This window comes from Veillonella parvula (assembly GCF_002005185.1).
Classification (GTDB): Bacteria; Bacillota; Negativicutes; order Veillonellales; family Veillonellaceae; genus Veillonella; species Veillonella parvula_M.
In genome coordinates this window covers 204,869-228,169 of the sequence record NZ_CP019721.1, presented here as the reverse complement: position 1 = coordinate 228,169, position 23,301 = coordinate 204,869, and the positions used below count along the sequence as shown (strand labels likewise).

At 41.0% G+C, this 23,301-nt stretch carries 17 protein-coding genes; 11 read left to right on the top strand and 6 right to left on the bottom strand.

Translation table 11 applies throughout. The annotated features are described in order from the left end of the window. Positions 1-27: 27 nt before the first annotated feature. The 6 genes from B1A77_RS01180 (at position 28) to cysK (ending at position 6,375) form a co-directional block, all read left to right on the top strand. Positions 28-486: a YwiB family protein gene (locus B1A77_RS01180; RefSeq protein WP_004695011.1), complete on the top strand. Its 459-nt coding sequence runs from the start codon at positions 28-30 to the stop codon at positions 484-486. Continuing rightward, entirely contained in the window at positions 452-2,185 is a 1,734-nt protein-coding gene (gene argS, locus B1A77_RS01175; protein WP_077707651.1) for an arginine--tRNA ligase, read from the top strand. Before B1A77_RS01180 ends, argS begins: the two co-directional genes overlap by 35 nt. Before the next feature lie 15 nt (positions 2,186-2,200). Continuing rightward, complete coding sequence (locus B1A77_RS01170) at positions 2,201-3,811, top strand: CTP synthase (protein ID WP_004695015.1); 1,611 nt, start codon at positions 2,201-2,203, stop codon at positions 3,809-3,811. Positions 3,812-4,033: 222 nt separating this feature from the next. Next, entirely contained in the window at positions 4,034-4,597 is a 564-nt protein-coding gene (gene ahpC / locus B1A77_RS01165) for an alkyl hydroperoxide reductase subunit C (RefSeq protein WP_004695016.1), read from the top strand. A 377-nt stretch (positions 4,598-4,974) separates the two neighbouring features. Then, entirely contained in the window at positions 4,975-5,424 is a 450-nt protein-coding gene (locus B1A77_RS01160) for an RrF2 family transcriptional regulator (protein WP_004695020.1), read from the top strand. 15 nt (positions 5,425-5,439) lie between these two features. Then, positions 5,440-6,375, top strand: a complete 936-nt coding sequence (gene cysK, locus B1A77_RS01155; RefSeq protein WP_012864824.1) for a cysteine synthase A — start codon at positions 5,440-5,442, stop codon at positions 6,373-6,375. A 275-nt stretch (positions 6,376-6,650) separates the two neighbouring features. Here the strand turns inward: cysK and B1A77_RS10125 are convergent, their stop codons facing one another. The 5 genes from B1A77_RS10125 to dapF all read right to left on the bottom strand — a co-directional run bounded on the left by B1A77_RS10125 (position 6,651) and on the right by dapF (position 16,099). Continuing rightward, complete coding sequence (locus B1A77_RS10125; protein WP_187658825.1) at positions 6,651-10,448, bottom strand: subtype B tannase; 3,798 nt, start codon at positions 10,446-10,448, stop codon at positions 6,651-6,653. 447 nt (positions 10,449-10,895) lie between these two features. Then, positions 10,896-12,890, bottom strand: coding sequence for a PTS fructose transporter subunit IIABC (locus tag B1A77_RS01145; protein ID WP_004695026.1), 1,995 nt, complete (start codon positions 12,888-12,890; stop codon positions 10,896-10,898). Positions 12,891-12,923: 33 nt separating this feature from the next. Next, a complete protein-coding gene (pfkB, locus tag B1A77_RS01140) occupies positions 12,924-13,838 on the bottom strand; it encodes a 1-phosphofructokinase (RefSeq protein ID WP_004695028.1) in 915 nt (304 codons plus the stop codon). A gap of 28 nt (positions 13,839-13,866) precedes the next feature. Further along, complete coding sequence (locus B1A77_RS01135; protein WP_077707650.1) at positions 13,867-15,264, bottom strand: Na+/H+ antiporter NhaC family protein; 1,398 nt, start codon at positions 15,262-15,264, stop codon at positions 13,867-13,869. A 1-nt stretch (position 15,265) separates the two neighbouring features. Then, on the bottom strand, positions 15,266-16,099 hold the full coding sequence (gene dapF / locus B1A77_RS01130) for a diaminopimelate epimerase (RefSeq protein ID WP_077707649.1): 834 nt from the start codon (positions 16,097-16,099) through the stop codon (positions 15,266-15,268). A gap of 318 nt (positions 16,100-16,417) precedes the next feature. Between dapF and ptsP the strand changes: the two genes are divergently transcribed. Together ptsP and B1A77_RS01120 are read left to right on the top strand one after the other, a co-directional pair. Continuing rightward, on the top strand, positions 16,418-18,145 hold the full coding sequence (ptsP, locus tag B1A77_RS01125; protein ID WP_077707648.1) for a phosphoenolpyruvate--protein phosphotransferase: 1,728 nt from the start codon (positions 16,418-16,420) through the stop codon (positions 18,143-18,145). A gap of 136 nt (positions 18,146-18,281) precedes the next feature. After that, complete coding sequence (locus tag B1A77_RS01120) at positions 18,282-18,542, top strand: HPr family phosphocarrier protein (RefSeq protein ID WP_004695032.1); 261 nt, start codon at positions 18,282-18,284, stop codon at positions 18,540-18,542. A 93-nt stretch (positions 18,543-18,635) separates the two neighbouring features. On the opposite strand, the gene B1A77_RS01115 is transcribed toward B1A77_RS01120, so the two are convergent. Beyond that, positions 18,636-18,914: a metal-sensing transcriptional repressor gene (locus B1A77_RS01115; RefSeq protein WP_004697521.1), complete on the bottom strand. Its 279-nt coding sequence runs from the start codon at positions 18,912-18,914 to the stop codon at positions 18,636-18,638. 330 nt (positions 18,915-19,244) lie between these two features. Between B1A77_RS01115 and B1A77_RS01110 the strand changes: the two genes are divergently transcribed. The 3 genes from B1A77_RS01110 to argH all read left to right on the top strand — a co-directional run bounded on the left by B1A77_RS01110 (position 19,245) and on the right by argH (position 22,942). Then, entirely contained in the window at positions 19,245-20,051 is an 807-nt protein-coding gene (locus tag B1A77_RS01110) for a transglycosylase domain-containing protein (protein WP_077707647.1), read from the top strand. Positions 20,052-20,303: 252 nt separating this feature from the next. Further along, complete coding sequence (locus tag B1A77_RS01105) at positions 20,304-21,515, top strand: argininosuccinate synthase (RefSeq protein WP_004697508.1); 1,212 nt, start codon at positions 20,304-20,306, stop codon at positions 21,513-21,515. After that, positions 21,515-22,942 (top strand): argininosuccinate lyase, encoded by a 1,428-nt coding sequence (gene argH, locus B1A77_RS01100; RefSeq protein ID WP_077707646.1) that lies wholly within the window; start codon positions 21,515-21,517, stop codon positions 22,940-22,942. The genes B1A77_RS01105 and argH overlap by 1 nt, the downstream gene beginning before the upstream one ends. Positions 22,943-23,301: the final 359 nt, after the last annotated feature.

Genomic DNA, 23,301 nt, shown 5'->3' with positions numbered 1-23,301 from the left:
GATTAATTACTACCATGGAGGTTGAAAATGAAGCGGGTTCTAGTGTCCGTAAAGAGTGTACAACGAGATATGGATGGCAAGGATACCGTAGTGGAACTGATTTCCCCAGGTACGTCACATGAAAAGGGTAATGCTCAATATGTGCGTTACGAAGAATCTAGTGTGACTGGATTGGATGGGGTTAAGACGACCATTAAAATCCATGATGATTCTATCGTGTTGCTCCGAACAGGGGCTGTCAATATGCGTCATCAATACGTCCGTGGTGAAGAACGCGAAGCCGTGTATGAAACACCATATGGTGATTTACATATGGCCGTAAATACTCATGAATTAACAGTAGACTTTCACGATGGCGTAGGTCATGTTCATTTAGGATATGATATTTCCGTCGAAGGTGAATGGCAATTTTATAATCAGTTAGATATAGACGTGCGGGAGGATATAGAGCATGGACATGAAGGAAATCCTGAAATCGGGGATTGAACAGGCATTACAAGATACGATTAACAGCGGTGATTTGCCGGCTGGGGAATATCCAGAAATCGTTCTCGAACTGCCACCTCAAAAGGAATTCGGTGATTTTTCTACAAACATCGCTATGCAATCCGCTCGTGTAGCTCGTCAAAATCCTCGAGCTATTGCTGAAGCTTTGATTAGTCATATGAATTTTGATTGGCTTGAACGTGCTGAGGTTGCCGGCGCAGGTTTTATTAATTTCTTTTTGAAATCTGATATGGTGTATGATACGTTAAAAGCCATTTTGAATGCTGGTACTGAGTACGGTGTTCAACCATTGCGTGCGCGCGATACGATTCAAGTAGAGTACGTAAGTGCAAACCCTACAGGACCATTGCATGTTGGTCATGGTCGCGGTGCTGCATACGGTAGTGCTCTTGTAAACTTGTTACGTGCAGCGGGTTACAATGTACAATCTGAATACTATATCAATGATGCAGGCAATCAAATCGACAACATGGCTATTTCCATTGAGTACCGTTTCCAAGAGTTACAAGGTGCTAAATTAGTATTCCCGCCTAAACGTAATGAAGACGGTTCCATGCCTGAGTTCGATATTCCAGAAGGAGCATTAGTGTTCCCTGAAAATGGCTATCGTGGTCCAGATATTATTGAAACAGCGAAAGCAATTGCAGAACGCGAAGGCTTTGATAAATTAAATGCTATGAACGAAGCAGATCGTATAGCCTTGTTTAAGGAAGAGGGCTTAAAAGAAAAATTAGCTCGCTTAGAGGAAACCTTAAGAAATTTTCGCGTTACTTTTGATAATTGGTTCTCTGAACGTACAGTTCATGAAACGGATGAGATTCATCATTCCGTAGAGGCGTTAAAGGCCCTTGGCAAAGTTTATGAAAAAGACGGTGCTTTATGGTTAAAATCTACTGATTATGGTGATGATAAAGACCGCGTAGTTATCCGTGATAATGGAGTTCCTACGTATTTGGCGGCAGATATTGCATATCATCGCAATAAATATGATCGTGGCTTCAAAGAGATGATTGATATTTGGGGCGCTGACCATCATGGCTATGTATGTCGTGTAAAAGCGGCTATGGCGGCGTTTGGTTATGACCCTGATAAATTAACAGTATTGTTATTACAAATGGTAGCATTGTTCCGTGACGGACGACTTGTTAAATTGTCTAAACGTAGTGGTGATAGCGTTACATTAGATGAATTGATTGAAGAGGTTGGCGTAGATGCGTCTCGCTATTTCTTCTTGATGCGCTCCTTAGACAGCCAACTTGATTTCGATATTAACTTGGCAAAATCTCGCAGTAATGACAACCCAGTGTATTATATCCAATATGCTCATGCTCGTATTCACAGCATTTATAACCAAGTGCATGAAGCTGGCATTGCATTTGGCGATTATAATGAAACTGATTTCACAACACTTACAAGTGAAATGGAATTAGAATTAATTAAGAAATTAGCTGAATATCCGGAAGAGGTCGTTCAAGCTGCCGAACATCGTGCACCTCATCGTATTGCTCGTTATCTATATGATTTGGCAAGCATGTTCCATTCATTCTACCGTCAAGGTCGTATCATTGGCGTAGATCCAGCATTACAACAAGCTCGTCTTGGATTAATTACAGCGATTGCCCTCGTTCTTCGTCAAGGCTTGGGTATTTTAGGTATTTCCGCTCCGGAAAAAATGTAATAGGTGGGAGGCATCATGGCAACTAAGTATATTTTCGTAACTGGCGGCGTTGTTTCTTCTCTTGGGAAGGGAATTACAGCAGCATCTTTGGGTCGCTTACTAAAAAACCGTGGTTTCAATGTAACGATTCAAAAATTTGACCCATACATTAATATCGATCCGGGTACGATGAGCCCTTACCAACATGGTGAAGTATTTGTAACAGATGACGGCGCCGAAACTGACCTTGATTTGGGCCATTATGAACGCTTTATCGATATTAACCTTAGTAAACGTTCCAATATTACAGCTGGTAAAGTATATTGGTCTGTAATCAATAAAGAACGCAAAGGTGATTACCTAGGTAGCACTGTACAAGTAATTCCACATATTACAAATGAAATTAAACAAAATGTTTACCGTGTAGGTAAAGAGGATAATGCTGATGTAGTTATTACAGAAATTGGTGGTACCGTAGGTGATATTGAAAGCTTGCCATTCATGGAAGCCATTCGTCAGGTGAAAAAAGAGGTAGGTCGTAACGATGTACTTTACATTCACGTTACATTAGTGCCTTACATCAATGCCGCAGGCGAGTTGAAAACAAAACCTACACAACATAGTGTAAAAGAATTGCGTAGCATTGGTATTCAACCAGATATTTTGGTATGTCGTAGCGAAAAACATATCTCTGATGATATGAAAGAAAAACTTGCTTTGTTCTGCGACGTAGAACCTGAAGCAGTTATTGAAAATCAAACTTGTAGCTCTATCTATGAAGTGCCATTGATGATGCAAGATCAAGGTCTTGACGATATTGTTATCAAAAAGTTAGGTCTTGAAGATCGTCCATGTGATATGACTGCATGGAAAGAAATGGTTCATAAGATCTTGAATCCTAATAAAGATATTACAGTTGCTATTGTTGGTAAATATGTAGCGTTGCATGATGCGTATTTATCCGTAGTTGAAGCTCTAGATCATGCTGGTATTGCTACGGGTACTAAAGTGAATATTCGTTGGATTGACTCTGAAGAACTTGATGATACATCTGTAGATCCTAAAGAGGTATTTGAAGGTGTTGAAGGTATCATCGTACCTGGTGGATTTGGTTCCCGTGGTGTAGAAGGTAAAATCCGCACAATCCAATACGCTCGTGAAAACAATATTCCATATCTTGGCCTATGCCTTGGCATGCAATCTGCAGTAATGGAATTTGCTCGTAACGTATGTGGCATGGAAGGAGCAACCTCTAGCGAATTCGATGAAAATGCTAAGTACAAAGTAATTGACTTGATGAGTGATCAAGTTGATGTAGATAAAAAAGGCGGTACAATGCGCCTAGGTATCTATCCATGCAAAGTGGAAGCCGGTACGAAAACTCACGAAGCTTATGGGGAAGATTTGATTTATGAACGTCATCGTCATCGCTATGAGTTCAACAATGAATACCGTCAACAATTGACCGATGCAGGTCTTGTGATTTCAGGTACATCTCCAGATGGCCGTCTTGTTGAAAGTATTGAAGTAAAAAATCATCCATTCTTTATTGGTACACAAGCACATCCAGAACTTAAATCTCGCCCAAATAATGCACATCCATTATTCCGTGGTTTCGTAGATGCAATCTTAGAACTAAAAAAATAGTACGTAAAAAGAAGAAAGCTGCTCAGAAATGAGCATCTTTCTTCTCTTTTTTGCTTACATCGAAAAAAGTTGGAAAAAATATATCGATAAATTTAAAAATAACGCTTGCAATATTGAATGATATTTGTTATTATATAGACAAAGATAGATATAGATATGGTGTTAAGTACACCAATATAAATATATTCGTTACATATGGAACTCAAATAAGGAGGACATAACATGTCTATTATTGGTAAACAACTTCCTGAATTTACACTTGATGCTTTCAAAAAACCTGAATTGGTAAAAGTTAGCACTGCAGACGTGTTGGGTAAATGGTCTGTATTTGTATTCTATCCAGCAGACTTCACATTTGTATGCCCTACTGAGTTGGAAGACGTACAAAACTCCTATGCAGAGTTGAAAGAATTGGGTTGCGAAGTTTACTCCGTATCTTGTGACTCCGAATTCGTTCACAAAGCATGGTCTGATGCTTCTCCAAGCATCAATAAAATCGAGTACTACATGTTGGCTGACAAAAAACATGAATTAGCTGATTTCTTCGATGTATTCCAAGAAGAATCTGCTATGGCTTACCGTGGTACATTCGTAGTAGATCCAGAAGGCTTCGTGCGTACAGCAGAAATTCATGATATGGGTATCGGCCGTTCCGCTGAAGAATTGGTTCGTAAAGTACAAGCTGCTCAATTCGTAGCTAAACATGGCGATCAAGTGTGCCCTGCACGTTGGAAACCAGGTAAAGATACTTTGAAACCAGGTCTTGATCTTGTAGGTAAAATCTAATTAAGAAACTTATACTTAAATGCTAGAGTAATCTAGACAACTCCTCAAATGACATAAACACGGGCGCGCATCGTTTTCCTGACGATACGGTAAGTCCCAATACCAGATGAACCCTCTCCAATTCATCATGGTAAACCTCATATAACAAACTACAAACTATACGCAAAAGGACTGGCCTTCGGGCTGGTCCTTTTGTGTTGTTAATATCCCTTTATAAAAGTAGGAAATAAGTTCTTGCATTTTTATAGTGAGTGGTCTATAATGAAATTAATTCCTATTAATATGAAAGGTTTTATAAATAGTTTTATAAATATAATAAAAGCACTTTATAGTATAGGGTGTGTTAATACTAATATTTACAAAGAAAGGCAAAATATATGAGGATTTCCACAAAAGGTCGGTATGCATTGATGGTCCTCATCGATTTGGCAGAGCAAGGTCAAGATAAACCTGTCTCCTTGCGATCTGTAGCAGAACGACAAGGCATATCTGAAAAATACCTAGAAGGTATCGTAGCTCGTTTAGGCGCTGCAAAACTAGTGGATAGTATCCGCGGTAAGTATGGCGGCTATCGCTTATCTAAAAGCCCTAAAGAATATACAATTATTGAAATTCTACTTGCTACAGAGGAATCTATGGCTATCATCTCTACCCTTGATGAAGGGGTGAGTACTGATACAGTGATCAACGAACGTACCGTTGGTTTCTGGGCAGGATTACAAAACTATATCCATGATTATTTAGAAAACGTAACCCTTCAAGATGTAATCGATGGGACTTACGCAAAACTTGATACAAAATATGATAACTGGGATGGTTCTATTTAATAAGGAGTGACCACTATGTCTAAAATTGCAAAATCTTTTGTTGAATTAATTGGTAAAACACCATTATTAGCTGCTACACGTTTTGGTAAAAAATATGGTGCAAACGCTAATATTTTCGCAAAATTGGAATACTTTAACCCAGGCGGTTCCGTAAAAGACCGTATCGCAGCAGCAATCATTCAAGCTGCAGTTGAATCTGGTGAATTACAACCAGGCGGCACAATCGTAGAAGCTACATCTGGTAATACTGGTATTGGCTTGTCTGCTGTAGGTGCTGCGCTTGGCTATAAAGTTGTAATCGTAATGCCTGAAACAATGTCCATTGAACGCCGTAAATTAATGCTTGGTTATGGTGCTCAGCTCGTATTGACTGACGGTTCTCTTGGTATGAAAGGCGCTATTGCAAAAGCTAAGGAAATCGTAACGGCTACAGCTGGTGCTATTGAAGCCGGTCAGTTCGTAAATCAAGCTAATCCTGCAATTCACTACAGAACAACTGGTCCTGAAATCTGGCAAGATACTGATGGTACCGTAGATATCTACGTATCTGGTGTTGGTACAGGCGGTACGTTGACAGGTGCAGGTCGCTACTTGAAAGAACAAAACCCTGATGTACATGTGGTTGCCGTAGAACCAGCAGATTCTCCTGTATTGTCTAATGGTAAACCAGGCCCTCATAAAATCCAAGGCTTAGGTGCTGGCTTTATTCCAGATACATTGGATACTAACATTTACGATGAAGTAATCCAAGTTTCTAACGAGGATGCTTTTGCTACATCTCAAGCTTTCGGTCACACAGAAGGCGTATTGGTAGGTATTTCCTCTGGTGCTGCGCTTTGGGCGGCTCAAGAATTGGCAAAACGCCCTGAAAATAAAGGCAAAAATATTGTAGTAATTCTCCCTGATACAGGCGAACGCTACTTATCTACAGCATTGTTCCCTGAAGTTTAATCGCCTATCATGGTGAAAGCATAATAATTGCTTTTACCTGGCTCAAACACATAGATGCCCCCTGTATTTTACAGGGGGCATCCTTTTTTGATTGAATTCTTTTATTATTATAATAGGGTGATGTACTGATTAAATAATGGTGCAGATTATTCATAGTCGGAGAGGGACTTTCACAATAACATTTATAATTGAATACACAAGAAAATTTATAATTGTATATGAAAAAGGAACTACTAGGTAGCTCCTTTAGTATTTTGGTATGTATTTAATTGTGATTATCTACCGTTTTTAACGATATTATCCATCCAGTTGAATAATTCTTCTAAATCGTAGTCACCAGAGTGATCTACATTAAATGGTGTTGCCATATCTACTCTGTACCCAAGGTTTTGAGCACGTGTACCTACGATTAAAGGAATTGCAACAGATGTATTACTGTCGGCTGTGCCATAACGAATACGATAGAATCGTGCATTTGTCGCAGCAGGAGAACCAAGATAGTTCATTGGGTTCATCATAGTAACGATCTTAGCATTTTCTACGTATACATCTTGGTTAGCTGTTGAATCGTGTAATGCAGCAGTAATGGTAAAGTGATTATTATCTGTAGTACTTGTACCAAATAGATTGTTTTCACCTGTATCATTAGCACGAGAGTCAAAGGCACCAGGCGCTTTTGAGCGACTTACAAAGTGGTTATATGCTTCCCAGTTTATGTCTTTGATAGTTCCTGTTTTATTATCTCGTACAAGGTATGTATGCTTGGATAAATCAGTACCTTTAGCTGCTGCTTTATTAGCGGCAGCAACAATAAATTCTTTTACATAATTTTTGAAAGTACCGTTACCGTTCTTGTCAAGTTTTAGTACACGACCTAGAGAGTCACGTAATTGTAAGTTATTTACGTAATCAGGGAAGTGTTCGCTGAGCATTTTAGAGTATGATAGATCGTCTGCATTCAAGTTTACACGTTGCATCGTGCGTTGTGGTGGAGCAGAGTTGCCACCTACATTAGCTTGTGGTAATTCGCCTTGGCCCATAGTTACTTTGTTAAAGGATGTGATACCATTATAGCTCCATTCGTAAGCCATATCAGCCGCATCAAGGTTAGTGATAGGGGCATACGCAGATACTGCGTATACATTAGTTGCCGCTGTAGCTGCACCTAATGCTTGTAAATATGGTTGGAAGTCGGAACTGTTACCAGTTGCACCTTGTAACAAGGATACACCACCGCCTGCACTTGTACCATTTGTGATAATGCGGTTTGCATTACCTGGCATAGCGGAATCGTTAGCGTGTAAGTAGGCTGTAGCCGCTTGTAAGTCAACGATTACTGCCGGGGCCTTACCGATGAAGTTGCCATCGGAAGCTTTATTGGTACGACCACGAGTAGATGGGGAAGCTACTACATAACCACGGGATAATGCATAAAGAACACTGTTAGGTTTTCCATTTTCCACCTTAGGCGTCATAGCTTGGCTCGGCATGTAACCACCTACTGCATTTGGCATGAAGATAGGGGCTGTTTGGGTATTGTAACCATTGATTGTACCGTTGTTGAAATATTCCTCTGGTACATAAATGTTCATGTATTGCTGATCTATGTCGATTGGATTAGCCACGTAAGGGATATACTCGAAGGCGCGATATTTAATTTCCTTATTATCTACTGTGGTAGACATGGATTCATAATTTTTCGCGTCGAAAGCAAGACTAATCTTTGCAGACGCATCAGCTTGCAATGGGGGTTCAATTGGTTGGGAGAGAATATTTTTCTCTTCTGTAACAGTAGAGCCCTTTGTGGAAGCTTCATTACGAGCGTTTACATAAGATTGCGGTAATTTACTTTCTTGAACCTGTTTAGTCTCTGCGTCAGATTTAGCTTTTGCTTCGGCTTCAGATTGAGCTTTAGCCTTAGCCTCGGCTTCAGCCTGAGCTTTAGCAGCAGCATCTACTTCTGCTTTAGCTTTTGCCTCTGCTTCAGCCCGAGCTTTAGCTGCAGCGTCTGCTTCTGCTTTAGCTTTTGCCTCTGCTTCAGCCTGAGCTTTAGCTGCAGCTGCCGCTTCTTCTTTTGCTAGTTGTTCAGCAGCTAAACGTTCTTGTTCTTCTTGGATCACAGCTTGTCTTGCAAGTTCCGCTTGTTTAGCAGCAATACGTTCTTGCTCCGCTTTTATAGCGGCTTCGCGTTCAGCTTTAGCTTTCTCGGCCGCGATACGCTCTTGTTCAGCTTTTAAAGCTGCTTGCCGTTGAGATTCAGCCTGTTGTGCGGCGATACGTTCTTGTTCTGCTTTAATAGCTGCTTGGCGTTGAGCTTCAGCCTGTTGAGCTGCCATACGTTCTTGTTCTGCTCTAATAACTGCTTGTCGTTCGGCTTCAGCTTTAGCGGCGGCTTCAGCACGTTGGCGAGCTGCTTCTTCAGCCGCTAAGCGTTCTTCTTCAGCCTGTTGAGCGAGGATACGCTCACGTTCAGCTTTTAAAGCTGCTTGGCGTTGAGCTTCAGCCCGTTGAGCGGCAATACGCTCTTGTTCAGCTTTAATAGCTGCTTGGCGTTGCGCTTCGGCTTGCTGAGCGGCGATACGTTCTTGTTCTGCTTTAATAGCGGCTTGTCGTTGCGCCTCAGCTTGTTGAGCGGCGATACGTTCTTGTTCAGCTTTAATAGCTGCTTGGCGTTGAGCTTCAGCCTGTTGAGTGGCAATACGCTCTTGTTCAGCTTTTAAAGCGGCTTGGCGTTCAGCCTCAGCTTGTTGAGCAGCGATACGTTCCTGTTCAGCTCTAATAGCCGCTTGACGTTGAGCTTCAGCTTGTTGAGCTGCCGCCATACGCTCTTGTTCAGCGCGTAAAGCTTCTTGTCGTTGCGCCTCAGCTTGTTGAGCGGCGATACGTTCCTGTTCAGCTCTAATAGCCGCTTGACGTTGCTCCTCGGCTTGTTGAGCGGCGATACGTTCTTGTTCTGCTTTAATAGCGGCTTGACGTTGCGCTTCGGCTTGTTGAGCGGCGATACGTTCTTGTTCCGCTCTAATAGCCGCTTGACGTTGAGCTTCAGCTTGTTGAGCAGCGATACGCTCTTGTTCCGCCTGTTGCTCAGCAATACGGCGTTGTTCCTCTTGGATACGAATGCGTTCCAGCTCTGCCGCTTGACGACGTTCTTCTGCAATACGCGCTTGCTCAGCTTGTTGGGCCGCAATACGTTCCTGCTCAGCACGTAAAGCCGCTTGGCGTTGAGCCTCTGCTTGTTGAGCTACCACACGTTCTTGTTCCGCCTGCAAAGCTGCTTGCCGTTGGGCTTCTGCTTGTTGTTGTGATTGTAGTGCGGCTTGCCGTTGTGCTTCAGCTTGCTTTTGAGCAAGTTGTTGTTGATCAGCTTGTGATAAATTTTCTTGTTGGGATGCTTCTTCAGCGGCTAGTTGAGCTAGACGCTCACGCTCAGCTCGTTGAATATCTCGAATCGTAAGCCTCTGTTTTGCTACTACGGCTTTTGTTACTGTAGTATTTGATACAGTTAATGGAGCTATGGATTCTTGTTGAATAACAACAGGCGTACGCTCTACTTGTGTAGTTTGTACTTGTTGCTTACCATCCACTGGTTTCTCTACAGTAACAGGTTCAGTTTTTCGTTGTACATTTATCAAACTGTGCATTGCTAATGTAGGCTCCATGACAGTTTTTGTATCTTTATTGACAACATACTGAGGTTGAGTTTGAACCTGTTGTTGAGATTGCATTGGTACTACTTGTTGCGGTACTGATTGCAATGGTGTAACTTGTTGAGTTTGTACAGGGCTAACCGTTGCTGGTTGCATCACGTAGGATGGTTGAGGTTGTGCCATCGGTGGTGTTTGTTGTTGTACAACGGTGGCCGGTTGTGGTGTAGCTGGTAAGACTGGCTGAGTTGCAATTGGTTTCACGACTGGAGTTGCTACACTTGTAGGACTCTGTGTCGTTGATTCAGCACTGGTACTCGTACCTACTAAATCATTCATGTTAAGTGTAGGCTCTGCATGGGCAACACCACCCAATGCAGCTGCAGCAAGAAATGCAGCAGTGACCTTACAATTTTTGGATGATTTCATGAATTAGCTCTCCGAACTAGATTTCTAATAATAGTTTATAATTTTAAAGTTTATTAATATTTATATAGTTTAACATAAATCGATGTGATTGTACAATTTTGAGGACTTGCTTCCACTTTTGAAAGTAGTCTAGATTATAAAATATAAAATAATATTAATTATTTTTGAATATCAGAAAAGGACTAGATCACGTATACTTCTGAATTGTTGTTCCAAAATTGTGTCCAATTTTAGGTCAGTTCAGAATACGTATATTCTAGTCCTTTTACTATATCTACTGGTGTGACACCAGCTTTCACCATCGATAAGAGTCATTAATCAATTAGTCGCTAAATGTTAACTATTAGTTACTAACTGCTAATCGTCGAAACTCATCATAAACAATCAACAATTATCAGCCATCAATCAATCATATATAAGCTATAATTGATGGTTAATTTTAATGATTTATTTTGTGATACTATTTTTTAAGCTTGGCTTTACAAGTGCTAAGATAAAGCAAGCCACAACGGAACCGATTGCGATGGACGCAAGGTATAGTAGTGGATTACCAATTGTTGGTACTACAAAAATGCCGCCGTGTGGAGCGCGTAGTGTGCATTCGAAGAACATGGATAACGCACCGGCTGTACCAGCACCGATAATACAAGCTGGTAATACGCGAACTGGATCGGCTGCTGCAAATGGGATGGCACCTTCTGTGATGAAGGAAAGGCCCATGATGTAGTTTGTGATACCAGATTTACGTTCAGCCTCTGTGAAGCGGCTAGGGAAGAATGTAGTACAAAGAGCGATTGCCAATGGAGGAACCATACCGCCTGCCATGACAGCCGCCATAATACCGTATTCGCCAGTTGCAAGAGCACCAGTACCGATAACATAAGCCGCTTTGTTTACAGGGCCGCCCATGTCAACGGACATCATAGCACCAAAGATAAGACCTAACAATACGCGGCTCGTTGTGCCCATGGATTGCAAGGAGTCCATCAACCAGTGGTTAAGTGCGGATACAGGAGGATTGATGATAAAGGTAATGGCGATACCAATGAATAATACGCCAAGCACAGGGTAGAAGAGAACCGGTTTTGTACCTTCTAAGGCTTGAGGTAAACCAGATACTAATTTCTTAACTAATAATACCAAATAACCTGCTGCGAAACCGGCAATCAATGCACCTAGGAAACCAGAGCCACCTTGGTTAGCTAATAAGCCTCCAACAAAACCAGCTACAAGACCTGGACGGTCCGCAATACTCATAGCGATGTAACCCGCTAATACGGGTAACATGAAGCCAAAGGAAGCGCCACCGATTTGCATTAAGAAAGCTGCAAGAGGTGTACCGGAACCAAAGTTTTTAGGATTTGCTGGGTCGAATACATCGAATAAAAAGGCAAGGGCAATTAAGATACCGCCACCGATAACGAATGGCAACATGTGGGAGACACCATTCATCAAATGTTTGTAGATTTGACGACCAAAGTTATCTGCCGCATCGAATGCAGCCACTGCACCATTTTTGTCAGATGGGGAAGCATGGTATACAGGTGCTGTACCAGCCATAGCTTCACGCAATAACTCTTCCGCTTTATTGATGCCGTTCGCAACCTTAGTTTGAATCATAGGTTTGCCATCAAAGCGTGCCATCTCTACTTGACGGTCAGAAGCTACGATAATGCATTTAGCGTGCTCGATTTCTTCTGCTGTAAGAGCGTCTTTAACACCAGATGCACCATTCTTTTCTACTTTTAAAGAAACACCCATTTCTTTAGCTTTGCGTTCTAAAGATTCAGCCGCCATATAGGTATGTGCAATGCCTGTAGGGCAGCCAGTAACAGCAAGTACATCATAATGCGGGTTATCTACAGAAATCTTAGGTGCTACCTTTTCAATTGCTTCTGTAGCCTTTGCTTCGATAGCATCGGTAATGCTGGTTGCTTTTTGATCCTCTGCTGGTTTGATATATCCTTCTACGGATGGGTCAAAGTTTCCTTCTTCTTTAGCTGTAATGAGCTCTAAGAATCGATCAACAGTAGCCGCTTGAATTAGGGCTTCTTTGAAGTCTGGGTCAATCACCATAGTTGCTAGTTTGCTCAATACCTCAACATGAGTGTCAGCGGCGCCTTCTGGAGCCGCAATCATGAAGAATAGGCGAGAAGGTTGACCATCTAATGCTTCAAAGTCTACCCCATTAGGTACAACCATAGCGGCGAGGCCTGGTTCTTTTACTCCTGCAGATTTAGCATGTGGTGTGGCAATACCGTCGCCAAGGCCTGTAGAACCAGACTCTTCACGAGCGAAGACAGCTTTTAAATATTCTGCCTTGTCTGTCAAATAGCCTCCTTTGTCCATCAATTCACCTAAGGTGTAAATGGCGTCAGCTTTTGTGACAGGATCTGCATTCAGTAGGATAGATTGAGGTTTTAATAGATCAGTGATTTTCATATGTGTACTCCTTGATGCACATAAAATATAAAACTATTTAACTCGTACTTGTGAAAGCAGTGTTTCTACTTCTTCAAGGGTTGCGAGGTTTTCAGAGTAAGCGGAGGCAGAGCCACTGGAGATACCCCAATAGAGCGCCTCTTGTAAGTCACCCGTCTTTTCATAGCCCGTAATAAAGCCGGCTACCATGGAGTCGCCAGCACCCACGGAATTCACGAGAGTTCCTTTAGGGGCAGGACTGGTATATACAGTGCCGTCAGCGGACACCAAAATAGCACCATCACCAGCCATGGAGATGAGCACGTGTTGTGCGCCTTTCTCTTGCAATGTTTTTGCTGCTTCTACAAGCTGATCTTTTGTAGATAAAGTGCGCCCAAAGATTTCACTAAGCTCGTGATTATTTGGCTTAATTAAAAATGGTTTATAAGGCAAGACTTTTGTGAGTAGATCCTTTGTAGCATCGACTACGATGCGAATATTTTTATGTTGTAAGCGCTCCATAATGAGTTCGTACATATCGCTTGGTAGGCTAGAAGGAATGCTGCCAGCAAGGATTAAGGTGTCCTTTTCGGTCAACGCATCAAGCTGTTTGTATAGAGCTTCTAATTCGTCGGTAGCAATGATTGGGCCGCGGCCATTAATCTCTGTTTCCTCATCAGAGGCTTTTACCTTAACATTGATGCGGGTTAATCCTTCGCGAAGCCGGATGAAATCTTCTTTCACGCCGAATTTCTTGAGTTGTGTTACGATTTCTTCGCCTGTAAACCCTGCGATGAAGCCGAGTGCTGTCGTATCCATGCCAAGATTGTTGAGCACGATAGATACATTGATACCTTTGCCACCACCGAGAACGTATTCTTGGATGGTGCGATTAATAGTACCCGTCTTGAGGTGATCAAGGCGCACGATATAATCGAGAGCTGGATTAAAGGTAATGGTATAAATCATACAATTTCCCCTTTTGAGATAATACTAATTAGCGTATGATTGGTTGATCTTGCTTCCGTAATCGTAACCAATAGATGAGTGGTACTAGATATAGGAAGAAGGCAAATGGTACATAACCTGTTGAACTTGTACCCATCATGACAATGGGCACGTAGGCAGCGATATTCCATGGTTGTAATGGAGCGATGAGAATGCCACTATTTTCAAAGTCTAGCATTACATCTTCATCTTGAATACCTCGCTGTGCGTAGGTAATACGCATAATAGAGTGCGTCATAACTACCGCAATAGCTTGGCTGCATCCAACCGCACCTGTTAAGAAAGCAAGACCTACATTGGCAGCAAATACATCGCTCCGTGTTTTAGCTCGCTCTAACAGTTGTCGTATATCGTTCCAGAAGCCAACCCCTTCGAGCATGCCTGAAATGGCAGTAGCCATAAAAATTGAAAGGGTAGGGATAAACATCGTTTGTAGACCGCCGCCATGAATGATATTAGCTAGTGGATTATAGTGCGGTAGTTCAAAGCCTGTTAAGGTATACCATCCCAACTCTGAGAGGCTCGCATCCTGATTGGTATAGGCTAGAATGGCCGCCGCTAATGCACTGAGTCCGATAGGCCAACGGATAGATACTTTCAAAGGCAATAGGCCAATGACGATGATGACTGGAATCCATAATGTCCAATCGATATTAAAAATAAAGTGAATTGTATCGGATAGTAAACTATTTTCGTAATTGAGTGGGTACCACTGAGATAGTAATAGATACAGCACTGTAGAGATGATGAGTGCTGGAATACCATCTTTAAACATGATGGGAATATTCGTCGATACCTTTGTATGGGTCAAGGCTGCTACAAGAGATGCACTAGAGGATAGTGGACCGTTTCGATCACCAAAGTAAGCGCCTGCAATAATAGCACCGGCCACAATATTTTCTGGAATACTCCCAGCTCTTGCCATGGTGATGAGTACGATGCCTATCGTTCCTACAGTGCCTAGTGCAGTACCTAACAACATACTCACTATAGCTGTTATTAAAAAGGCACAGACGATAAAGATGGATGGATCAATTAAATCGATACCTGTGGAGATAATCATAGGAATAACGCCTGCTGCTTGCCACATGGCGATGAGCCAACCGATGAGAAGGAAGATTTGCATCACTATGATGGATGTTTTCGCACCTGTCCAAGATAGGTTTAATAATTCTTTTAGTGTATATCCTTTGCGGTAGAACACGTAGGCCATGATGCTCCATACGACAATCAAGGCATAACCAATAGCGATGCTATTGGCTACGGCTATGAGGATGACGAGAATGGATGCAAGTAGTCCCAAAAGGGGCTCTATATTCCGTGGCATGAGTGTGCGGCCCTGTTGGTACCTTAGGAACGCATTTAATATAAGTTGTAACCACTTCATTTTAATCGATAGGAAGTTCTGTTTCGAAGACTTCCTCAGCCGGGCCTGTCATGAGCACCGTGCCATCCTCCAAGTATGAAATATGCAATGTACCTAAATAGAGTTCCACATCTACTTCGCGGCCTGTTAAGCCCTTTTCAAAGGACATAACGGCAGAGGCACAAGATCCTGTTCCACAAGCTAAGGTAGCGCCAGCGCCACGCTCCCATGTGCGCACCTTGATGTGTTTGTCATTTATTACTTCAATGTAGTTTACATTTGTGTTAGCAGGGAAAATATCGTGCTTTTCAAGGATTGGGCCCTGTGTTGTAACAGGGGCCTTTGTAATGTCGTCGATGAATACCTCTGTATGAGGCACACCGAGCAATACAGAACTCACTGTTACGGTTTCACCGTTTACATTGAGGTCTACGTCGATAACCTTATCCATGTTTACATTCATAGGAATGTCTTGGGCCTTAAAAAATGGTTTGCCCATGTCTACAGTAACTTGTGTGACTATACCGTTTTCGATAGTCAATGTAGGCTTCATTACGCCAGCTAAGGTTTCAATGGTGAAAGTCTCCTTCGTTGTTTCACCGTGTTCATAAGCGTATTTGGCAAAGCAACGGATGGCATTACCGCACATTTCTGCTTCACTACCATCGGAGTTGATGATGCGCATGCGCACATCACAGGTTTCGGAAGGAACTAGGATAGCAAGACCATCAGCACCAATACCCGTGCGACGATCGCAAAGGCGGATGGCGAGGTCTGTGTAGTCTTTAGACGTCCCTTGTGGGTCGGCAAAGAGGATGAAGTCATTGCCGAGACCATGCATTTTCGTTAATTTCATAAAGTCTCCTATCAATAAGTAAGACTTTCACCATGAAGCCCGTGAAAGTCTCATATGTTTATTATTATATATTCTATATTATAATATTATATCATAAATAGGTCCTAAGCATGGCATGGAATCGTATAAATTTATAGCAAAATAAAGGGAAAATAAGGAAAGCTTACAACGTTTATTGAGAGTTATAGTAAAACAAAAAATGCCCCATATGGGACGGTTATTTAAGGGAGTATAGGTATTTGGATTACTTTATTGTTTAACAGAGAAATGATAAAATAAAGAGTAATGTAGTTAATCGTAATAGAAAGAGGAACACATATGCGAATTCAAGGGATTTCTGGATCTCGTGGCGTTGCAGTAGGCAATGTATATAGATATATTCAAGAGGAAATTGTCATTCCTGATTACAATGTAACGGAAGACAAGGTAGAAGAAGAAATTGGCAAGTTTGCAACTGCTATGGCATCTACCTTAAAACAATTGGATACTATTCGTAAAAAAGCGTTGGATGAAATGGGGCCAGAAGAGGCGGCTATTTTTGAAGCGCATATGCAAATTGCTCAAGACCCATCCTTATCTGACGGAATTAAATCCCTTGTTGAGTCTAGCCATATGAATGTGGTCGCGGCTACGGCTCAAACAATTGAAACCTTTGCAAATATCTTTCTCGGCATGGAAGACGCCTATATGCGTGAACGAGGCGCAGATATTAAGGATATCGGTGATCGTTTGATGCGTAATATGTTAGGCATGAACCCTCGCGGTTTATCACATATTTCTGGCGAGGTTATCTTGGTGGCTCATGATTTGGCACCATCTGATACGGCATCCCTTGATAAAGCGGTAGTAAAAGGTATCGTTACGGCAGCAGGTGGCCCTACATCTCATGCGGCTATTATGGCTCGCACCTTAGAGATTCCTGCAGTTATGGGCGTTGGTGATATTGAAAGCTTTGCAGATGGCGATAAGGCAGTCGTTCTTGGTACGGATGGTATCGTGGAAATCAATCCATCTGATGCGGATTGGACGGAGTATACAAATCAAGCGTTGGCGTTCCAAGAAGAGTTAAAACGGTTACGCGAATCCGCTAATCTTGAAGCTACTACCATTGATGGTCATCATGTAGAACTATTCGGCAACATTGGTAAGGTGAAGGATGCTAAACATGCGCTCACTATGGGCGCACAAGGTATTGGTTTGTATCGTACAGAATTCCTTTACATGGAAAATGACGAATTGCCTGCAGAAGAAATACAATTCGAAGAGTATAAAAAGGTAGCCCAAGATATGAAGGGGCAGCCTGTTATTATCCGTACCATGGACATCGGTGGAGACAAGGAATTGAAATGCCTTGATTTACCAAGTGAAATGAATCCATTCCTAGGATATCGCGCTATTCGTATATCCTTAAATCGTCCAGACATCTTTAAGGTACAATTGCGTGCCTTATTACGAGCTAGTGCGTTTGGTGATATTCACATCATGTATCCTATGATTGCTTCCGTTGAGGAAGTGAAGCAAGCGAATGCTATGCTTAGTGAATGTAAGGAGGAACTGGAGGCTGAGGGTAAGGATTTCAACAAGGATATCAAGGTTGGCATCATGATCGAAGTACCAGCGGCAGCTGTTATATCTCCAATTCTTGCTAAATATGTAGACTTCTTTAGTATCGGTACGAATGATCTTTGCCAATACACATTGGCAGTAGACCGTATGAACGAAGCAATTGGTAGCTTGTATCAACCATTGCATCCAGGTGTGTTACGTCTTATTAAGCACGTCATTGATGCTAGTCATGAACAAGGTAAATTTACAGGCATGTGTGGTGAGCTTGCTAGCGACCCTGTGGCGACCATGATTCTGTTGGGCCTTGGCCTCGACGAATTCTCCATGACGGCTTCTTCGATTCCTCTTATTAAAAATATTTTGCGTTCTGTTTCCAAAACAGAATGTGAAGAGGTAGCAAATAAAGCACTTACTATGGACACAGCAGAAGAAATTACAGAATACGCTAAATCTGTATTAGCTGAAAAAGGTTTATTATAATTTTACTTTTGTTAAATAGGATTATTACATAGTAAATAGGATGTAATATACTTGAATTGAAATGCTTGATATTGATACAATATATCTATTAGAACGTATGGATAGGCACCGCCTATCGAGATAGAAAGAGGTTATCATGAAAGAATTAACAGTAGAAATTACTAACGAATCCGGTTTACATGCTCGTCCTGCTACAGCTTTCACACAATTGGCTGCTAAGTTCGCTTCCAAAGTGACTATCGCTGCTAATGGCAAAACAGCAGATGCTAAATCCATTTTAACTGTATTGACCTTGGGTGCTACAAAAGGCACATCCGTTACCTTGACTGCTGACGGTGCTGACGAAGACGAGGCACTCGCTGCATTGAGCGAATTCTTAACAACTAACCACGATTAATATGAGGGTAATAAAAAGGACCCTACATTTTGAACTGCACCTCCAAAAATTATGTCCAATTTTTTGGGTGCAATTCATTTGTAGAGTCCTTTTTTATTTACCCATATTTGCAAAGCGCTCTACAGCTTTTGTAAAGTCGCTAATGGTTTTTTCTACGTCACCATGTTCGATACCATCTCGTACGCAGTGGTTGATATGTCCTTCAAGAATTACTTGTCCTACTTTATGTAGTGCAGACTTAGCTGCATTAATTTGGCTCAACACATCTTCGCAGGGAATGTCTTCTTCAATCATTCGATCAATAGCTTGCACTTGACCTAAGATTTTACGCAATCGACGATGCAGATTTTCTGAATCCATACACTGTTTCATTTTACTCCTCCATAGGCATGTTTTTATCATCTCATACATTATACTCTATTTAAAGTTTTTAATACAACTTAATAAGTATAACTAATATGCATTAATCGGTATATATAGATATAGGGTATCATGCCATTATAAGATATATTAAATATATTTGTAGTATGAGTAGACGTAAAAACTAGTGTTTTACATATCTTCTTATTGATTGATGTGATACAATACATTTAATATACTTTATATTTGTATATGTATATAAGGTATTGTATAGATAGCTAGATTATAAACCTATAGTTACATGTGTTTATATTACAGACCTTTAAGAAATAGGTGAAAGAAATGAAAGTATTTCGCTACCTTCGAAATCTAGTTGTGTTCGTGGTGGTCATGATTTTGGCTATGTTTATATATGACGGATACCATAGCTTTCAAGGGACAAATCGTGAGAGTAAAGCTCATACAATTGTTGAAAAACAAATAGAACAAAGTGAAGACACGCTCAGTCGTACGGATCGAATTATACGACTGTTTACATTTAGAGATAAAGTACAGATAGCTCTTAATCAACGTGTTTCAAAAGAGCATTGGGTGAAAGGGGATGTTATTCCTGAGTATACAAAAAATGCATTAATCGCTATTGAAGATAAGCGGTATTATAAACATGGAGCTATTGATGTACTCGGTATTATTCGCGCCTTGTACACAAACACTATAGCAGGTGAAACGCTAGAAGGCGGTAGTACTATTACGCAACAACTTGTAAAAAATCTGTTCCTTTCCTCGAAGCGCATCATGAGTCGTAAGGTGGAAGAGGCCATCCTCGCTAGTGAAATGGAACATTACTACTCTAAGGAAGAAATCCTTACCATGTATTTGAATACCGTATATTATGGTCATAACTATTACGGTATCTACGAAGCTGCTCACGGCTACTTTGGAACAAGCCCTAGTCGATTGACATTAGGACAAAGTGCTATGCTTGCAGCATTACCCAATGCACCGTCCTATTTAGATCCTTATACGAACTATGAAGGTGCAAAGGCTCGACAAAAGCTGGTGCTCGAACAAATGGTAGACCAAGGCATGATTACACAAGCCGAAGCAGACTATGCGTACGAACAGGACTTGGAGCTTGTGGAAGAATAACTTAATATATTTAATAAGCTATATCTGGTGTTCGATTACTAGATATAGCTTATTTATTAGTTCGTAAACGAAATATATTATTAAAATGAATAAAAATAATGCTTGCATTTATAATTATACAGGTGTATACTATTTTTTGTCAGAAGGAGAAAATGCCTGTCGGTAATAGAAGATACCAAGGTGCTTTCACAATTATCTGATATTGTATTGATTATATGAGTCTAAATAGATAGTGGTTTATGAGGTGTTATCATGGGTAAAGCAAATAAAGTAGTACTCGCATATTCTGGTGGCTTAGATACTTCTGTTATCATTCCTTGGTTAAAAGAAAATTATGGCGCTGAAGTTATTGCTGTGTGTGTAGATTTGGGCCAACCTGAGGATTATGATGCAGTTGAGAAAAAAGCAATCAAATCTGGTGCTTCTAAAGCGTATATCGTTGACGCTAAGGAAGAGTTTGTAAAAGATTATGTATGGCCTACAGTAAAAGCTGGTGCAATCTACGAAGGTAAATATTTATTAGGTACATCCTTCGCGAGACCTTTAATTGGTAAAATCCTTGTAGATATTGCCAAAAAAGAAGGTGCTGATGCAATCGCTCATGGTGCGACTGGTAAAGGTAATGACCAAGTTCGTTTTGAGTTGACTATCAAAGCATTAGCTCCTAACATGAAAATCATCGCTCCTTGGAGAGAATGGGATTTGAAATCTAGAACAGACTGTATGGAATATGCTGCTAAACACGATATTCCAGTTGTAGCTACAAAATCTCATCCATATTCTATGGATCAAAACGTATGGCATTTGTCCCATGAAGGCGGCGATCTTGAAAATCCAGCAAATGCGCCTAAAGATGATGTGTACTTGGTAACACATACTCCTGAACAAGCTCCAGATGAAGCTGGTTATGTAACTGTATCCTTCAAAGAAGGTGTACCTGTAGCTGTAGATGGTCAAGAAGGTACTCCATTACAAATATTAGAAAAACTCAACGAAATCGGTGCACACTATGGTGTAGGCGTTGTAGATATCGTCGAAAATAGATTGGTAGGTATGAAATCCCGTGGTGTTTATGAAAACCCAGGTGGCTCTATCATCATGTATGCTCACAGAGAACTTGAATACCTTTGCCTCGACAGAGCTACATACCACTACAAAGAACTCATTGCTAACAAATACGCTGAACTTGTATATGATGGCATGTGGTTTGCACCATTGATGAACGCGTTACAAGCGTTTGTTGACGAAACTCAAAAAACTGTAACAGGTGAAGTAAAACTTAAATTGTACAAAGGAAATATCATTTCTGCAGGTAGTACTTCTCCATATTCTTTGTACAGCGAAGATTTCGTAACATTTGAAGAAGATGACGTATACGATCAATCTGATGCAGAAGGTTTCATTAACTTGTTCGGTTTACCTCTCAAAATTAATGCATTGATGAAAGAGAAAGCAGGTAAATAATGGCTAAATTGTGGGGCGGGCGTTTCACAAAAGGCACTGATAAAGCGGTAGAGGATTTTACATCCTCTATCGCTTTTGATGCGCGGATGTACGCCGAAGATATTGCAGGCAGCAAGGCACATGCGACTATGCTGGCAAAACAACATATTATCTCCGACGCAGATCGAGATGCTATTTTAGCAGGGTTAACGAAGATTAAAGATCAGATTGATAAAGGAGAGTTCCCGTTCTCCGTGGCTCTTGAAGATATTCATATGAATATTGAAAAACGCCTTACTGATGATATCGGTGAAGCGGGTGGTCGTTTGCATACAGGTCGTAGCCGTAATGACCAATGCGCAGTAGACTTGCACATGTATGTGCGTAAAGCTGTTGTGGAAATGGGCGAGCTCATTGTAGATATGCAGAAAGCTCTCATTGAAACAGCTGAAAAATATAGTGACGTTATCATGCCTGGCTATACGCACTTACAACGGGCTCAACCTGTATTGTTTGGGCATCATATGATGGCCTATTTTTCTATGTTGGAACGCGATTTTGATCGTTTGTTGATGGTATTCAAACATGCTGACATCATGCCACTTGGGGCCGGCGCATTAGCTGGTTCTACATACGGCATTGATCAAACATATACGCAAAAGCTTTTGGGCTTTTCTCGTATTTACGAAAATAGTATGGACGCCGTATCTGACCGTGACTACGTAGTTGAATTCTTGTCCTTTGCATCTCTAGTGATGATGCACTTGAGTCGTCTTAGCGAAGAGTTGATCTTGTGGTCTACCAATGAGTTCAATTTTATTGAACTTGATGATGCTCACTGCACGGGCTCTAGCATCATGCCTCAAAAGAAAAATCCTGACGTTTGCGAGCTGGTTCGTGGCAAAACAGGCCGTACCTATGGTCATTTGTTAGGCCTTTTAACAACTTTGAAAGGCTTGCCTCTTACATACAACAAGGATATGCAAGAGGATAAAGAAGGTATCTTCGATGCTAATGATACAGTACACTTCGCATTGTCCATTAATGCGGCTATGATTCGTGGCATGAAGGTCAATGGGGCTCATATGAAAGCAGCTCTTGCTGACGACTTCTCTAATGCTACGGATATGGCAGATTATCTTGCGAAGAAAGGTGTCCCATTCCGTGAAGCCCATGAAATCGTAGGTAATGCGGTGCATCATTGCATCGAAAAAGGTTGTGTACTCCTTGATCTATCCGTAGAGGACTTCAAAGCTATTTCCAACCATTTTGATGCAGATATTCTTGACGCTATCTCCATCGAAGCTTGTGTTGCAGGTCGTAATAACTATTCTGGTACGGCTCCAGAATGTGTGGAACGACAGCGTAATAATGGTAAAATTATTATCGCTGCTGAGGAAAAGCAAATTGCTGAATGGAAAGCAATCGTTGAATCTGTACAAGAGTAGAGCTTAGTGCGGAATAAGCAGTAGATAAAAATAAAGAATAGTTATCAATAAAATCTGAAAAAATAAGATCGATATACATATAAGGATTTCATTAAGGGACTAATATTGCCTATTATACTTATATGTATATCGATTTTTTATTTAAAAGCTAGACGATACCTATAAATCCCAAAATTCTAATTGATAATTCACTATTAAAATGATGCATTTGTGTGTACACATATAGTGGACTGTGAGGAAATAATAGTCTTGTACTAGGACACTATAACCGTGATAGATAGGAAAAATTACATCTATACACAGAATAAAATAGGGTAAAAATATACTTTGCCACAATTAAAATGAGTTCTGTTCAATTT

Coding starts and splice junctions, on each gene's coding strand:
- ahpC (WP_004695016.1), top strand. CDS start 4,034: ATGTCTATTATTGGTAAACAACTTCCTGAATTTACACTTGATGCTTTC.
- argS (WP_077707651.1), top strand. CDS start 452: ATGGACATGAAGGAAATCCTGAAATCGGGGATTGAACAGGCATTACAA.
- B1A77_RS01120 (WP_004695032.1), top strand. CDS start 18,282: ATGAAAGAATTAACAGTAGAAATTACTAACGAATCCGGTTTACATGCT.
- argH (WP_077707646.1), top strand. CDS start 21,515: ATGGCTAAATTGTGGGGCGGGCGTTTCACAAAAGGCACTGATAAAGCG.
- B1A77_RS01105 (WP_004697508.1), top strand. CDS start 20,304: ATGGGTAAAGCAAATAAAGTAGTACTCGCATATTCTGGTGGCTTAGAT.
- B1A77_RS10125 (WP_187658825.1), bottom strand. CDS start 10,448: ATGAAATCATCCAAAAATTGTAAGGTCACTGCTGCATTTCTTGCTGCA.
- ptsP (WP_077707648.1), top strand. CDS start 16,418: ATGCGAATTCAAGGGATTTCTGGATCTCGTGGCGTTGCAGTAGGCAAT.
- pfkB (WP_004695028.1), bottom strand. CDS start 13,838: ATGATTTATACCATTACCTTTAATCCAGCTCTCGATTATATCGTGCGC.
- dapF (WP_077707649.1), bottom strand. CDS start 16,099: ATGAAATTAACGAAAATGCATGGTCTCGGCAATGACTTCATCCTCTTT.
- cysK (WP_012864824.1), top strand. CDS start 5,440: ATGTCTAAAATTGCAAAATCTTTTGTTGAATTAATTGGTAAAACACCA.
- B1A77_RS01170 (WP_004695015.1), top strand. CDS start 2,201: ATGGCAACTAAGTATATTTTCGTAACTGGCGGCGTTGTTTCTTCTCTT.
- B1A77_RS01115 (WP_004697521.1), bottom strand. CDS start 18,914: ATGAAACAGTGTATGGATTCAGAAAATCTGCATCGTCGATTGCGTAAA.
- B1A77_RS01110 (WP_077707647.1), top strand. CDS start 19,245: ATGAAAGTATTTCGCTACCTTCGAAATCTAGTTGTGTTCGTGGTGGTC.
- B1A77_RS01135 (WP_077707650.1), bottom strand. CDS start 15,264: ATGAAGTGGTTACAACTTATATTAAATGCGTTCCTAAGGTACCAACAG.
- B1A77_RS01160 (WP_004695020.1), top strand. CDS start 4,975: ATGAGGATTTCCACAAAAGGTCGGTATGCATTGATGGTCCTCATCGAT.
- B1A77_RS01180 (WP_004695011.1), top strand. CDS start 28: ATGAAGCGGGTTCTAGTGTCCGTAAAGAGTGTACAACGAGATATGGAT.
- B1A77_RS01145 (WP_004695026.1), bottom strand. CDS start 12,890: ATGAAAATCACTGATCTATTAAAACCTCAATCTATCCTACTGAATGCA.